The following is a 13,601-nucleotide window of genomic DNA, read 5'->3' as shown; positions in this document are numbered from 1 at the left end:
CAACACCCAGGCGGTGCGCTTTTCACGCATCTGCCGGCCGCCGCGCCTGATCCTGCGTGGGCGGAGAGGGTGGAAGGCGGAGATATTTCGCATGGCAATTGACCTTTGTAGTGATGGCGAGAGTCTACTGCCGGCCGCGATAGGAAATCCATTCGGGGCGAGGGGCGAAAATATAGAAATGGCATAAAGGCGGTTGGCAGAAATTTCGAAACAGAGTGTCGGAAAATGATCGCCACTGCCGTCCTTGCGGTATCGATGCAAACATGGAGCAAGGAACATGTCGAAGATGAGGCTGATATCGATGATCGCAACCGCGGCCGCCTTCCTGGCCGCGCCCGATATGGCAGGCGCCGGCGCGCCTTCTATCGAAGACAAGGCAGCAGCACCGATCATCAGGAAGGGAAGCGTGCCGGTCAACGGCATCGATTATTATTATGAGATCCGCGGCGAGGGCGAACCGCTGCTGCTGCTGCACGGCGGCCTCGGGCAGATCGAGATGTTCACGCCTGTCATGCCTGTTTTCACCGATCACCGGCAGGTGATCGCCGTCGATCTCCAGGGCCATGGCCGCACGCCGCTCGGCAATCGGCCGATCGAGCTTCCGGATATCGGCGCCGATCTCGCGATCCTGGTAAAGCAGCTCGGCTACGACAAGGTCGACGTCTTCGGCTATTCGTTCGGTGGCGGGGTGGCGCTGAATATGGCAGCGAATGCGCCCGATCGCGTCCGCCGGCTGGTGATCCTCTCGGCGCCCTATGCTCAGAACGGCTTCTTCCCGGAGATGCTGCCGCAGCAGGCGGCCGTCGGCGCCGGTATGGCCGAGATGATGAAGGACACGCCGATGTTCCTCTCCTACAAGGCGGTGGCGCCCGACGTTTCCGAATTTCCCAAGCTGCTCGACGCCATGGGGGCGCTGATGCGCAAACCCATCGATTATAGCGATGCTGTTGCCAAGCTCACGATGCCTGTCATGCTGATCTACGGCGATGCCGACATGATCCGCCCAGAGCACATGATCGACTTCTATCACAAGCTCGGCGGCGGTCTGCGCGACGCGGGCTGGACGCGGGAGAACATGTCGAAGAACCGGCTGGCGATCCTGCCCGATCTCACCCACTACGAGACCTTCGCCTCGCCCCTCGTGGCGACCGTGGCGATGACCTTCCTCGACGGCGGCGGCAAGGCGCCGAACTGGGCCGAGCAAGTCGGAAAGTAAAGGAGGGCGGCCAGGCCCTGGCCGCCTTTTCCTTGCCATCAGCTGTCGCGCCGGTTTTCCCGCTCCAACTGCGTCACCACAGGATCGTTTCCGAGATCGGCGTCGGCACGCGGCGAGAGCGAATGCCAATTTGCCGCAAGGCGTCCTTCCTGCGTCAAGATGTGCCGCCGCCGCATCCGGAAATGTGGATGCATCGGCGGCATCGGTTTTGCCTCTTCAGGCCACAGCCGTCGTTTCGCTTGCAAAATCCGTGGAGAGGGCGAGTTCGCGCCAGGCAGCAAGTTCTTTTTCGACGCTGGCATGCTGCGCTTCGATCATCGCCACCGTGTCGCTGCCGAACGGCATGCGTAGCGGCGGGTTAGGCGAATTGACCATCGTCATGATGCCGGCGGCGGGCCTGGCGGGGTTGCCGGGCTGGGCATGGTTGGCGGCGGCGGCGAAATTGCGCATGTTGCCGGCCGGCGTGCCTTCGTAGTCGGCGATCGAAGCCGGGCTCACCGCCAGCGACGTGTCGGACAGAAAGTCCGTGCGGAAGAAGCCGGGCTCGATGATCGTCACTTTGATGCCGAAGGGTTCGAGTTCGGCGGCCATCGATTCCGACAGCCCCTCGACGGCGAATTTCGTCGAGCCGTAGACACCCCAGCCGGGATAGCCGAAATAACCGCCGATCGAGGAGAAGTTCAGGACATGGCCGGAGCGCTGGCGGCGCATATAGGGCAGTACGGCGCGTGTCACCTTCAGGAGACCAAAGACGTTCGTGGCATAAAGCCTTTCGATCTCTTCGGCCGTGGCCTCCTCGACAGCGCCGAGCAGCCCGTAGCCGGCATTGTTGGCGAGAACATCGATGCGGCCGAAGCGGGCGATGCCGGCAGCCGCAGCCTCTTTCGCCTGCGCCTCATTGGTAACGTCGAGGGCGACGGCAATGAGGTTCGGATGATCGCCGAACTGCTCGGTCACTGTCTTTGGATTGCGGGCGGTGGCGATGACGCCATCGCCGGCTGCCAGCGCTTCCTTGGTCATCAGCGCGCCGAAGCCGCGGGATGCACCGGTGATGAACCAGATTTTCATGACGAATTCCTCTTGGATTGTTCGACTGTATGGGCGCCAGCATCTCTGTGCTGACGGGATGAATTTGACCGAAAATCTGCTGATGTATAAGATTTGTTATTCTCGAAACTATGATGATTGAAATTCAGCAATGCGCGCGACCGAACTCTCCGAACTTGCGGCCTTCGCGGCGGTGGCGCGGCACAAGAGCTTCCGCAAGGCGGGGGAGGAGCGGGGCGTCACTGCCTCTGCCGTCAGCCATGCCGTGCTCAATCTCGAGGACCGGATCGGCATCCGTCTGCTCAACCGCACGACACGCAGCGTGTCGTTGACCGAAGCCGGCGAACTCCTGATCTCCCATCTCGATCCGGCCTTCGGGGAAATGGCGGCGGCGCTCGATGCGCTGAACCGTTACCGCGACACGCCCTTCGGCAAGGTGAGGATCAACGTGCCGAATTCGATCGGTCCCTTCGTCATCGGCCGCATCATTGCCCCGTTGCTCCAGCGCAATCCGAATTTGCAGCTGGAGATCAACGCGACCGACAGGCTGGTCGATATCGTCAAGGAGGGTTTCGATGCAGGCATCCGTTTCGGCGAGCGCGTCACCGAGGGCATGATCGCGCTACGCATCAAGCCCCGGATCCGCTTGGTCGTGGTCGGTTCGCCCGCCTATTTCGAGAGCCGGCCGAAACCGGCGACGCCCCACGAACTCAAGGGCCATCTCTGCATCCAGAACATGTTTCCATCAGGTGCGCGTTATGCCTGGGAATTCGAGAAGGACGGCCAGACGGTGAGCTTTCAGCCGACCGGACCGCTGTCGCTCGACGATCACGAACTGATGATGCAGGCAGCGCTCGGCGGCGTCGGTCTTGCCTATATCTGGGAGCCCCGTGTCGAAAAAGCCGTTGCCGGCGGCGAGCTGATCCAGGTGCTTGACGACTGGTGCCAGCCGGAGGAACCGCTCTATCTCTACTATCCGAGCCGCCGCCACATGTCGGCGGGTTTCAGGGCGGTCATCGACGCGATCAGGGCGGAGTAAAGACGCTCAATTCCTATCCGCGCATGCTGGCGATCGTCTGAAGCGCCTCAAAATAAATCGTCAGGTCGCGGGCAGGGTCCTCCGGCAGCTCTGCCGCACGGAATACCTTGCCTCCCGTCGCCTCGATGCCCCCGTCGATCATCAGGTTATCGGCCATGCCGTGATTTTCGATCGCGATGCCATCCGGTCCGCGCGGGCGTCCGCTCGCGACATCGATCTCCAGCCCCGCATACCAGATCGAACGAACGCGCAGGCCATAGTCGTCGGGGTGGTTGGTATAGGCGAACACCGATTTTCCGAGCGCGATCATGAAACCGATTTCGTAGACCGTGCCCGGGTCGGCGCTGACGCCCCGAAACGGTGTGATGTTGGCAAGGCAGATATCGGCCCGGCGCATGGCGTCGTCGTTGCGCGCGTAGATCTCTGCGGCCGTCCGCTTCACCGGCGTCTGGTTTTCGTCGCTGCCGGGACCGGTCGGTTCGAAACCGAACTGGCGCGCCAATCGGCGTTTTTCGGCCATGACGGGCATGGCATCGGGAAGAAAGACTTCCGGGCCGGCAAGATAAATCGTGGTCATCGGTATCCTTCATGCCAGCGCGAGCCGAAGCGCCGGGGGTGGGGAACTCATTTCTGACGGAAGCCTGTCGCATGGCAAGCCGTGCCGGCAGGGATTGTCGATTTTTTTGACACGATAGCCCGATGCGCCCGCACGGGGTGGGCCACCGCGGCTCTCACCGCGCGCGCTGTATCGGCCTGGTGCGGGCGGACTCAGGCTGGTCATCGGCGGCGTGAAAAAGCCGAAGGTTGCGTTTGTCCCCCTTTTGACTCCGCTGGACGAAGCGGCCAAAGATACCGCCATCACCAGCATCATCGGGAGAGGTTGATGAAGGGTCGGATTGTGCCAAATCGAAGAACGCCAAAGCGGCTCAAATATCTGTTTCCCGCTTTGGCCGCGCTGATGCTATCGGCTTCGGCAGCGTTCGGGCAGGACGTCGGGCCGCAAAGCCAGGCCTCGCGCGAGCAGGTCGAAAAACTCGTCGGCCTCTGGAAGGATCACTTTGCCGGCGCCGATAGCCTGCAGCAGCGCCGCACCGCCTTCAAGTCGTTGATGGAGACGACGCCGGGGCCGACCCGCATCCAGCTTCGGCAGGTCGATGCCGACGGCATCGATGCGGAACTGATGTGGCCCGCCCGCCTTCATCACCCGATCGGTGAAAGGGTGATCCTCTATATTCATGGCGGCGGCTTCTCCAGCGGCTCCATCCGCACGCACAGCCTGCTTGCCGGCTCGCTCGCCAAGGCCGCGTCCAGCGATGTTCTTCTCATCGATTATCGGCTGACGCCCGAATATACCTATCCCGCGCAGATCAACGACGCGCTGACGGCCTATCGCTGGCTTCTCGACAATGGCTATCGCAACGACAACATCGTCTTGGCGGGAGACGGCGCCGGCGGCAACATCGCGATCGAGACCGTGCTGCGGCAGATGCAGGTCGGAAAGGCGCTGCCGGCGGCCGTCATTGCGCTCAGCCCCATCACCGATCTTGCCGCGACGGGCGGATCGATGACATCGAATGCCGAAAGCGATCCGCTGGTCGGCAAAGACTGGATCGAGACTTTGCGCAAGGCCTATCTCGGCCGAAAGTCTCCGACCGATCCCCAGGCATCGCCGCTTTATGCCGACCTGACGGGCTTTCCGCCGCTGTTGCTGCAGGTCGGTTCCGGCGAGGCCCTGCTTGATGATACGCTGCGGCTCGCCGACAAGGCGCGTCAGGCGGGTGTGAACGTCACCACCGAGGTCTGGCCGGGCATGCCGCACCAGTGGCAGTTGTTTCCTTCGCTGCTCGACGATGCCGATCGGGCGAGCCAGAATATCGCCGAGTTTGCGATCCGGCACTTTGCCGACAAACCGCAGGAGTAGGCGCCTACGCCCTCATTGCGATGTGCCGCGCGATGGAGAAGGCGCAAGAGGCCTCTCGACCTCCCGGCCGACGCTGAGCGCCTTTCGCACATTCGGCTCCAGCCGTTCCATATAGGCGTGGTCGGGTGCGGCACCGAGTGCATCCAGCATTTTCGAGAAGAAGCACCGGGCCGCCGCCGCGGCCGTGACGTCGAAGACCTCGGCATCGCTCAGCCCGTGTTTCTTCAGCCCGTCTATATCCTGCTGCGTCACCGACGTCGCGTCGCGCGCCACCTTGGCGGCGAAGGCCATGATCGCCCGTTCGCCGGCATCGATCGGCGCCTTCTCCGTCTCGTTGACGACAGCCGTCAGCCCGTCGCTGGTAAACCCCTCGCGCAGCAGCACCGAACCGTGCGCCAGCATGCAATAAGAGGATTTCAGCTCCTTGGCCGCCGCCAGCGTCACCAGTTCATAGCGCCTGAGGCTCATATGGTTGCGAATGCTCGCAAGCAGCGCCGCCCAGCACTCCATCACCTCCGGCCTGTGGCCGAAGGCACGATACATGTTCGGCAGATAACCATAATTCGCCTCGGCCGACGCATACATCGACGTCGTCTTCTCGCTGGCGGATGCATGGGGGGTGTGAATGAAAGCCATGGCATGGTCCTCCTCTATTGCGAGAAGGATAGGGTAGATATGCCGGACAGCAATCCTGCGCCGTCAGTTCGAGCGCGAGCCGTCAGCCCTGCTTAGGAGGCCTGAATGATCGCGCAATCATTGTTCGCCGGAACGTCGCCATGTCTCTTGATCGGAAGGGTAACGGTGAACGTCGATCCACAGCCTCTTGCGCTTTGCACCTCTATCGAGCCCTGATGCAGCTCGACGATCTGCTTCACCAGGTTGAGGCCGATACCGGTTCCGGCAATCCCGGTCGAAGTGCGGGCGCGGAAATAGCGCTGGAACAGCCGGGGCACGTCTTCGGCATCGATCCCCACCCCGTCGTCGCTGACCGAAACCTTGACGTTGCCGGTCTCCTCCCATGCCGCAATGCGAATTTCGGACGTTCCGGGCGCGTATTTGACGGCATTGGAGAGCAGATTGGTGAAGACCTGGGTCAAGCTGCGGGGATCGGCATCGATGAACTCAGGCAGCCCGTCTACGTCAAGCACGAAGCTGTGCGTCTTCGAGATCGACGACTGCCGCTCGCAGCAGCTTCGGATCAATGATCTGAGCGCGCAGGCGCCGTAACTGATGTCGATCGTGCCGGTATCGAGGCGTCCGGCTGACAGGATACTCTCCATGAGATCGACGATCCGGTGTACCGATGCGCGGATCTGATCGACCTTCTCGCTGAGGAAACCGGGCTCGACCGCGCCTCCTTTTCGCAGCAGCCGCTGGGCGGCAGCGTCGATGATTGCGAGCGGGGTGCGGAACTCATGCGAGGCCATCGCCACGAACTGCCGCTGCAATTCGTTGATGTTTCGTTCCTGCGCGAGCATCCGCTCCAGCTCACGCGCCTGCCGCTCGACCTCAGCTGTGCGGTTCCGCACCGTAACTTCGAGCTGATCGTGGTGGCGGCGCAGCTCTTCGGCGAGCCGCACGGTCTTGGTGACGTCCTCATGGGTCGCCACATATCCACCGTTCTGCATCGGATTGTGGGTGATTTTGACGATGCGGCCGTCGGTGAGCGCGATGTTCTGGCTGGCCGGAGCACCGAGTGCCGTCGCTTCGAAGACGACGTCGAAATAGGTGGCGGTGTCGGCCGGACCGTTTCCCTCGTGGGCCCGATAGGCCAGGATATCTGCGAGCGACGTTCCCGGTTGTGTCAGTCGATCGGGCAGATTGTACATCCGCGCGTAGGACGCGTTGCACAATATCAGCTTCTTCGTCGAATCGAACATGCACAGCCCATGCGGCATGTTGCTGAGGGCTGCGTCGAACCGGTGATGTTGCTCGGCCAGGCTGTCTTCGACGCGAATGAGCGTCGAGATGTCTTCGTAGCTCAGGATCCAGCTTCCCTCTCTCGAGGGCGCGCAAGTCAGCGAGATCATCCGTCCGTCGGGCAACGCAAACTGCGAGGCGCGCGGCTTGCCGGTCGGCGAACGCGAACATGCCGCTGCATGGCAGTCCAAGGTGCCCGGCAATCCTTCGATATCCATTCCCTTCAGGAGGGCGTCCTCCGGAAGGCCGAGAATTTCCAGCGCGCGGGAATTGAAGGCCGTGACCGTATTGGCAGAATCAAGCAGAACGATGCCCTGCGGCAGGTTTTCCAGAATGGATTCGAACGAATGCGGCATCATCCGGCCCTGCTTCAGATCTGGCGCGTTGCGCGTATCCGTAGCATTCGTCAGAAACAATAAAGTTTCGCTAATGTCCGTCGATGGGAGCTCCTCGATGGAAACTCAGCCGAGTTTGGCCAGTTGTTCCGCAAGAAGATCAAGGCTGTCCTCTCCCACCTCATTGACGTCGCTCGGCATCGGCTCGCCGGTCTCTTGATAAGCAGGCCAAGGGGACGAGCCCCGAATTTTCCACGACCTTGCCAGCCGGGGAGGTCCACAGGCGCCGGTCAATCGTGACTGGAATTTAGATCGTTCCAATTTACGAATTGAGATGTCGATAGCGAAGAAAGCCGAATTCCTGATGGAAATAAATAAATTCATAACGGATCTCTAAATTTTTCTTGACAGAATTGGAACGTTCCAAATATTTATCCCATCAGTCGACGTCATGGTCGGAGAGGGAAATGACAAAGGTGCGGGTAACCGTCATTGACATCGCGAAGGCCGCAGGCGTCTCCAAGTCGACGGTTTCGTTGGTGCTGCAGGGTTCCTCCCTGGTCAACGAGGCGACGCGCGCCAAGGTCAATGCCGTGATGCGGGATCTCGGCTACGTCTATAATCGCGGCGCAGCCAATCTTCGCCAGGCCGGTGCCAAATCGCGGATCATCGGAGTTGTTGTGAACGACCTGACGAACAGCTTCTTTGCGGAGCTGGCGGTCGGCGTCGATATGGTCGTCCAGTCGGCCGGCTTCGTCCAGTTCCTGTCGAACACCGGCGAGAGCATCGACAGGCAGCGTGAGGTTGTCGCATCGATGCGTGAGCACGGCATTTCCGGCCTCATCGTCTCGCCGGCCCGCGCCACCGATGCCGCCGACTTCAAGCCGCTCGTCGCCGCCGGAATCCCTGTCGTGGTCGTCGTTCGAAACCTGCCCGGCGCCAAGGTCTCGTCCATCGTCTCCGACAACCGGGCCGGCATGGTCTCCGCGGTCAAGCATCTGGCCGGGCTTGGTCACAAGCGCATCGCCTTTCTCGGCGGCTTTCCCGACACCGCCGTCTTCGACGATAGGCTTGCCGGCTACCGAAATGGCGTGGAGGCAGCCGGGCTCGATTATCACGAAGAACTCGTCATCTCGTCGGCGCCGTCGCGGGCCGGCGGGGTGGAAGCGATCGGAAAGGCGATCGCGCTCGGTCGTCGGCCGACCGCAGCCGTCTGCTTCAACGATGCCGTGGCCTTCGGTGTTTGCGATGGATTGCGCGCGCGCCGTCTGGAGCCCGGCGCCGACTTCGCCGTCGTCGGTTTCGACGACGTCATCGAGGCCCAGGCGGCGGTTCCGGCGCTGACGACGGTCTCGGTCGACCCGCAGGGCATCGGGCGCCGCGGCGCGCAGATGCTGCTCAAGCAGATCAATGCCGGCAAGGCCGAGGCCGAGACGGTGACGACAGCCGTTCGGCTGGTCGTTCGCGAGAGCTGCGGCGCCGGCAAGGCCGCGCCGGCAAGGGCCGGCAAGAGCGTAAAATCGAAACAGGACGCTGAGTAATGCCCATGAAGAAGCATCTCACCCCAGCCGAAGCGGCCGCGCTCATCCCGGACGGCGCCGTCGTCACGGTATCGTCTTCGAGCGGTCTCGGTTGCCCGGACCTCATGCTGAAGGCGATCGGCGAGCGTTTCGAGACGACCGGCCATCCCCAAGGCATCACGACCCTTCATCCGATCGCCGCCGGCGACATGAGCGGCATCAAGGGCGTCGATTACATCGCCAGGAAAGGCCTGCTCAAGCGCATCATCGGCGGCTCCTATCCATCCGGGCCGTCATCGTCCGAGCCGCCGCTGATCTGGCAGATGATCACCAACAACGAGATCCCGGCCTACAACATTCCCTCCGGCATCCTGTTCGATATCCATCGCGAAGCCGCAGCCAAGCGGCCGGGCGTGCTGACTAAGATCGGCGTCGACACGTTCGTCGACCCCCGGCGGCAGGGCTGCGCGATGAACGAGCTGGCTTCGGAGCAGCAGGTGGTCAAGCGCGTCAGCTTCGAGGGTGACGACTGGCTGTTCTTCCCCTCGATCGTCCCTCAGGTCGCCATCATCCGCGCCACTACCGCCGATGAGCGCGGCAACCTGACATATGAACATGAAGGCGCCTATCTCGGCGGCCTCGATCAGGCGCTTGCCGCCCGCAACAACGGCGGCATCGTCATCGCCCAGGTCAAGCGGATCACCAAGGAAGGCTCGCTGAAGCCGCATGACGTCCGGGTGCCGGGAATGCTGGTCGACTATATCGTCGTCGATCCCGATCAGAAGCAGACGACGCAGACGTTGTACGATCCGGCGATATCAGGTGAGATCTTCCGCCCGCTCGATAGCTTCAGCGTTCCGGAATTCAATGTTCAGAAGGTCATCGCGCGCCGCGTCGCCCAGGAGCTGCAGGCGGGAAGCTGCGTCAATCTCGGCTTCGGCATCTCGGCCAACGTGCCGCGCATTCTGCTGGAAGAAGGACTCCACGGCGCCGTCACCTGGGTCATCGAGCAAGGCGCGGTCGGTGGGGTGCCGCTGCTCGACTTCGCCTTCGGCTGCGCCTCCAATGCCGACGCCTACATGCCATCCCCCTATCAGTTCACTTACTTTCAGGGCGCTGGCTTCGATGCGTCGCTGCTCTCCTTCCTCGAGATCGGCAAGGACGGGTCGGTCAACGTCTCCAAGCTTTCCTTCCGGCCGCATGTGACGGCCGGCGCCGGCGGCTTCGTCGACATCACCGCGCGGGCGAAGAAGATCGTCTTCTCCGGCATGTTCAACGCTGGCGCGAAGCTGTCGATCGCCGATGGGGCTCTCGTCATCGAGAGGGAGGGCAAGCTGAAGAAGCTGGTCAACGAGGTCGAACACGTCACTTTCAGCGGCAGGCGGGCGATCGAGCAGGGGCAGGATATCATCTATGTCACCGAGCGGTGCGTGATGAAGCTGACGCCTGAAGGCATCGTCCTCACCGAGATCGCCCCCGGCGTCGACCTTCAGTCTCAGATCCTCGATCAGTCCGAATTTCCGCTGATCGTCGCGCCCGACCTGAAGGTCATGGATGCGGCACTCTTCCGCGAGGCAGGCATCGGCTTGTCGCTTCCTGCCAAACGGGCACGGACACTGGAGGGCACCTTCCATGGCTAGCGGAACAGTCAGGATCGATATCGACGGACATGTCGCGACCTTGACGATTTCTCGTCCGGAGAAGCTGAACGCGCTCGATCTCGATATGCTGAAAGCGCTGGCCGAGGCGGCGGATGCGGTGGAGGCGAACCCGGATGTGCGCGCTGCCGTTCTGACGGGGGAAGGAAAGGGCTTTTCCGCCGGAGGCGATATCAAAGCCTGGGGCGGAATGCTGCCGCAGGAGTTCGGCCATGCCTGGGTAAGGCACGGTCACCGTATCTTTGAAAGACTGGCGACGCTCCGGGTGCCGCTGGTCGCGGCGCTGAACGGCCACGCCCTCGGAGGCGGGCTCGAATTGGCCGGCGTTGCCGACATTCGCCTCGCCGAGGAGCACATCAAGATCGGCCTGCCGGAAACCGGCCTCGGAATGGTGCCGGGCTGGTCCGGCACCCAACGTCTCGTGCGCCGGTTCGGCGCGCAGGTTGTCCGGCGTATGGCCTTGGGCGGGGAAATATTCACCGCCGAGGAAGCCCGCTTGCTCGGTATCGTCGACGCGGTCGCTCCGACAGGAAACTCGCTAACTGCCGCCCGGGACTATGCGCAGCGGATTGCCGCAAGGGGACCAGCAGCGGTCGAGATCGCCAAGCTGATGATCGCATCGGCGAACGGCGAAGACAACGGAACCGCGGTCGAAGCCCTGGGCTCGATCCTCGCCGCGAAAACCGGCGATCTGAAGGAGGGCGTCGCATCATTCAGCGAGAAGCGCCCGGCAACGTTCAAGGGAGAATGGTAATGACGGTTCTCGTCAACCCCACGGCGCTCAGCGACCACAAGGCGCGCGATTTCAAGATGCTGATCGACGGCAAATGGGAGGCCGGCGCCTCCGATCCGATCGAACGTATCGCGCCGAGCCATGGCGTCGTGGTCAGCCGGTTTTCGACCGGCAGTCGGAAGGATGCCGAGCGCGCGATTGCTGCAGCACGCAAGGCCTTCGATGACGGGCCGTGGCCGCGCATGACCGCGTCCGAACGCTCCGCCATCCTGCTCAAGGCTGCAGATCTGATCGCGGCGCGTGCTGAAGAGCTGGCATTTCTCGATGCCATCGAGGCAGGCAAACCCATCACCCAGGTGCGGGGAGAAATTGCCGGCTCGGTCGATATCTGGCGTTATGCGGCGGCTCTGGCACGCGACCTCCACGGTGAAAGCTACAACACGCTCGGCGACGGCACGCTCGGCGTCGTCCTGCGCGAAGCGATCGGCGTGGTCTCGATCATCACGCCCTGGAACTTCCCGTTCCTAATTGTCGGCCAGAAGCTGCCCTTCGCGCTCGCCGCAGGCTGCACGGCCGTCGTCAAACCTTCGGAACTGACGTCGGGATCGACGCTCGTCTTGGGCGAAATCCTGCAGCAGGCGGGCATTCCCGATGGCGTCGTCAATATTGTCACCGGTACGGGACCTGAAGTCGGCGCGGTCATGACCTCGCATCCCGACGTCGACATGGTCTCCTTCACCGGCTCGACCGGTGTCGGAAAACTGACGATGTCGAATGCTGCGCAGACGCTGAAGAAAGTCTCGCTGGAGCTGGGCGGCAAGAACCCGCAGATCGTTTTCCCCGATGCCGACCTCGATGCCTTCATCGATGCCGCGGTCTTCGGCGCCTATTTCAATGCCGGCGAGTGCTGCAACGCCGGCTCGCGGCTGATCCTTCACAAGTCGATCGCCTCAGACGTCGTCAGGCGTGCCGCCGAGCTGTCGAAGGGGGTGAAGGTCGGCGATCCCCTCGATCCCTCGACGCAGGTCGGCGCGATCATCACGCCGCAGCATTTGGAGAAGATTTCAGGCTATGTCGCCGGCGCCAGGAGCAGCGGCGCCCGCGTCGCCCATGGCGGCGAGACGCTCGACCTCGGCATGGGGCAGTTCATGTCGCCGACGATCCTCGAAGCCGTCACGCCCGACATGGCGGTGGCGCGCGAGGAAGTGTTTGGTCCGGTGCTGTCGGTCCTGACATTCGAGACTTCAGCCGAAGCGATCAGGATTGCCAATTCCATCGACTACGGCCTGTCGGCCGGTGTCTGGAGCCGTGATTTCGACACCTGCCTGACGATCGGCCGGTCGGTGCGGGCGGGCACGGTCTGGATGAACACCTTCATGGACGGCGCCTCGGAGCTTCCCTTCGGCGGCTACAAGCAGAGCGGACTTGGCCGCGAGCTCGGCCGCCATGCGGTGGAGGATTACACCGAGACCAAGACGCTGAACATGCATATCGGCAAACGCACCGGTTGGTGGATGCCGCAGACGGAAAAGCTGGTCTAGCTGGCAAGCAACTACGCCCGGGGAGGGCGGGTAATTGATGCGGGAATGGTCCTGCATCTTCCAAGAGGGAACTGGGAGGTTCTTCGATGAACAAGTTTTTGACCACGACTGCCGTGATCGCATTGGCTCTGGCGGGCGCCCATGTCGCGGCCCGCGCCGCCGACGTCAAGGAAGTGCAGATGCTGCACTGGTGGACATCGGGCGGCGAGGCAGCGGCCTTGAACGTGCTGAAGGAGGATCTGTCGAAGGAAGGTTTTGCCTGGAAGGATGTTCCGGTTGCCGGCGGCGGCGGTGATGCGGCGATGACGGCGCTGAAGGCGATGGTGGCGGCAGGTACTTATCCGACGGCCTCGCAGATGCTCGGTTACACCGTGCTCGATTATGCTGAGGCCGGCGTCATGGGTGACCTGACCGAGACGGCCAAGAAGGAAGGCTGGGACAAGTCGGTGCCGGCGGCCCTGCAGAAGTTCTCCGTCTATGACGGCAAATGGGTCGCAGCCCCCGTCAACGTCCACTCGGTCAACTGGCTGTGGATCAACAAGGCGGTGATGGACAAGATCGGCGGCACCCAGCCGAAGACCTTCGACGATCTGATCGCCCTGCTCGACAAGGCGAAGGCGGCCGGCGTCATTCCGCTCGCGCTCGGCGGCCAGAACTGGCAGGAAGCGACG

At 62.5% G+C, this 13,601-nt stretch carries 13 protein-coding genes; 8 read left to right on the top strand and 5 right to left on the bottom strand.

The window, feature by feature from the left end; translation table 11 throughout:
- The first annotated feature begins 277 nt into the window (after positions 1-277).
- Positions 278-1,216 carry an alpha/beta fold hydrolase gene (locus CO655_RS29370; RefSeq protein ID WP_097608977.1) on the top strand — a complete coding sequence of 313 codons (939 nt, stop codon included), beginning with the start codon at positions 278-280 and terminating at the stop codon, positions 1,214-1,216.
- A 216-nt stretch (positions 1,217-1,432) separates the two neighbouring features.
- Here the strand turns inward: CO655_RS29370 and CO655_RS29365 are convergent, their stop codons facing one another.
- Positions 1,433-2,284, bottom strand: coding sequence for an oxidoreductase (locus CO655_RS29365; protein ID WP_097667654.1), 852 nt, complete (start codon positions 2,282-2,284; stop codon positions 1,433-1,435).
- Positions 2,285-2,414: 130 nt separating this feature from the next.
- Here CO655_RS29365 and CO655_RS29360 point away from each other — a divergent pair, with 130 nt between their 5' ends.
- Positions 2,415-3,302, top strand: a complete 888-nt coding sequence (locus tag CO655_RS29360) for a LysR family transcriptional regulator (RefSeq protein WP_097667653.1) — start codon at positions 2,415-2,417, stop codon at positions 3,300-3,302.
- Positions 3,303-3,315: 13 nt separating this feature from the next.
- Here CO655_RS29360 and CO655_RS29355 read toward each other — a convergent pair whose 3' ends face one another.
- The gene (locus CO655_RS29355) at positions 3,316-3,879 is read right to left on the bottom strand and encodes a nucleoside 2-deoxyribosyltransferase (protein WP_097608980.1); all 564 of its coding nucleotides are present in this window, start codon (positions 3,877-3,879) and stop codon (positions 3,316-3,318) included.
- 369 nt (positions 3,880-4,248) lie between these two features.
- On the opposite strand from CO655_RS29355, the gene CO655_RS29350 reads away from it, so the two are divergent.
- Complete coding sequence (locus tag CO655_RS29350; RefSeq protein WP_176539328.1) at positions 4,249-5,223, top strand: alpha/beta hydrolase; 975 nt, start codon at positions 4,249-4,251, stop codon at positions 5,221-5,223.
- A 12-nt stretch (positions 5,224-5,235) separates the two neighbouring features.
- On the opposite strand, the gene CO655_RS29345 is transcribed toward CO655_RS29350, so the two are convergent.
- The 3 genes from CO655_RS29345 to CO655_RS29335 form a co-directional block, all read right to left on the bottom strand.
- The gene (locus CO655_RS29345) at positions 5,236-5,859 is read right to left on the bottom strand and encodes a peroxidase (RefSeq protein WP_097608982.1); all 624 of its coding nucleotides are present in this window, start codon (positions 5,857-5,859) and stop codon (positions 5,236-5,238) included.
- A 92-nt stretch (positions 5,860-5,951) separates the two neighbouring features.
- Complete coding sequence (locus tag CO655_RS29340; protein WP_097667661.1) at positions 5,952-7,502, bottom strand: PAS-domain containing protein; 1,551 nt, start codon at positions 7,500-7,502, stop codon at positions 5,952-5,954.
- 102 nt (positions 7,503-7,604) lie between these two features.
- Positions 7,605-7,862 carry a hypothetical protein gene (locus tag CO655_RS29335; protein ID WP_097667651.1) on the bottom strand — a complete coding sequence of 86 codons (258 nt, stop codon included), beginning with the start codon at positions 7,860-7,862 and terminating at the stop codon, positions 7,605-7,607.
- Between the two features lie 83 nt (positions 7,863-7,945).
- Here CO655_RS29335 and CO655_RS29330 point away from each other — a divergent pair, with 83 nt between their 5' ends.
- The 5 genes from CO655_RS29330 to CO655_RS29310 form a co-directional block, all read left to right on the top strand.
- On the top strand, positions 7,946-9,019 hold the full coding sequence (locus CO655_RS29330) for a LacI family DNA-binding transcriptional regulator (RefSeq protein ID WP_097667650.1): 1,074 nt from the start codon (positions 7,946-7,948) through the stop codon (positions 9,017-9,019).
- A gap of 5 nt (positions 9,020-9,024) precedes the next feature.
- Positions 9,025-10,638: an acyl CoA:acetate/3-ketoacid CoA transferase gene (locus CO655_RS29325; RefSeq protein ID WP_176539327.1), complete on the top strand. Its 1,614-nt coding sequence runs from the start codon at positions 9,025-9,027 to the stop codon at positions 10,636-10,638.
- Entirely contained in the window at positions 10,631-11,410 is a 780-nt protein-coding gene (locus CO655_RS29320; RefSeq protein ID WP_097667648.1) for an enoyl-CoA hydratase/isomerase family protein, read from the top strand. Before CO655_RS29325 ends, CO655_RS29320 begins: the two co-directional genes overlap by 8 nt.
- The gene (locus CO655_RS29315) at positions 11,410-12,930 is read left to right on the top strand and encodes an aldehyde dehydrogenase family protein (RefSeq protein WP_097667647.1); all 1,521 of its coding nucleotides are present in this window, start codon (positions 11,410-11,412) and stop codon (positions 12,928-12,930) included. Before CO655_RS29320 ends, CO655_RS29315 begins: the two co-directional genes overlap by 1 nt.
- 86 nt (positions 12,931-13,016) lie before the next feature.
- A partial coding sequence (locus CO655_RS29310; protein ID WP_141514376.1) for an ABC transporter substrate-binding protein occupies positions 13,017-13,601 on the top strand: 585 nt, incomplete at its 3' end.

Source organism: Rhizobium sp. M1 (assembly GCF_002531805.1).
In the GTDB taxonomy this organism is placed as follows: Bacteria; Pseudomonadota; Alphaproteobacteria; order Rhizobiales; family Rhizobiaceae; genus Rhizobium; species Rhizobium etli_C.
The sequence above is the reverse complement of the archived record's forward strand: the minus strand, read 5'-3'. Positions and strand labels throughout refer to the sequence as shown.

Coding starts and splice junctions, on each gene's coding strand:
- CO655_RS29370 (WP_097608977.1), top strand. CDS start 278: ATGTCGAAGATGAGGCTGATATCGATGATCGCAACCGCGGCCGCCTTC.
- CO655_RS29365 (WP_097667654.1), bottom strand. CDS start 2,284: ATGAAAATCTGGTTCATCACCGGTGCATCCCGCGGCTTCGGCGCGCTG.
- CO655_RS29360 (WP_097667653.1), top strand. CDS start 2,415: ATGCGCGCGACCGAACTCTCCGAACTTGCGGCCTTCGCGGCGGTGGCG.
- CO655_RS29355 (WP_097608980.1), bottom strand. CDS start 3,879: ATGACCACGATTTATCTTGCCGGCCCGGAAGTCTTTCTTCCCGATGCC.
- CO655_RS29345 (WP_097608982.1), bottom strand. CDS start 5,859: ATGGCTTTCATTCACACCCCCCATGCATCCGCCAGCGAGAAGACGACG.
- CO655_RS29340 (WP_097667661.1), bottom strand. CDS start 7,502: ATGATGCCGCATTCGTTCGAATCCATTCTGGAAAACCTGCCGCAGGGC.
- CO655_RS29335 (WP_097667651.1), bottom strand. CDS start 7,862: ATGAATTTATTTATTTCCATCAGGAATTCGGCTTTCTTCGCTATCGAC.
- CO655_RS29330 (WP_097667650.1), top strand. CDS start 7,946: ATGACAAAGGTGCGGGTAACCGTCATTGACATCGCGAAGGCCGCAGGC.
- CO655_RS29325 (WP_176539327.1), top strand. CDS start 9,025: ATGAAGAAGCATCTCACCCCAGCCGAAGCGGCCGCGCTCATCCCGGAC.
- CO655_RS29320 (WP_097667648.1), top strand. CDS start 10,631: ATGGCTAGCGGAACAGTCAGGATCGATATCGACGGACATGTCGCGACC.
- CO655_RS29315 (WP_097667647.1), top strand. CDS start 11,410: ATGACGGTTCTCGTCAACCCCACGGCGCTCAGCGACCACAAGGCGCGC.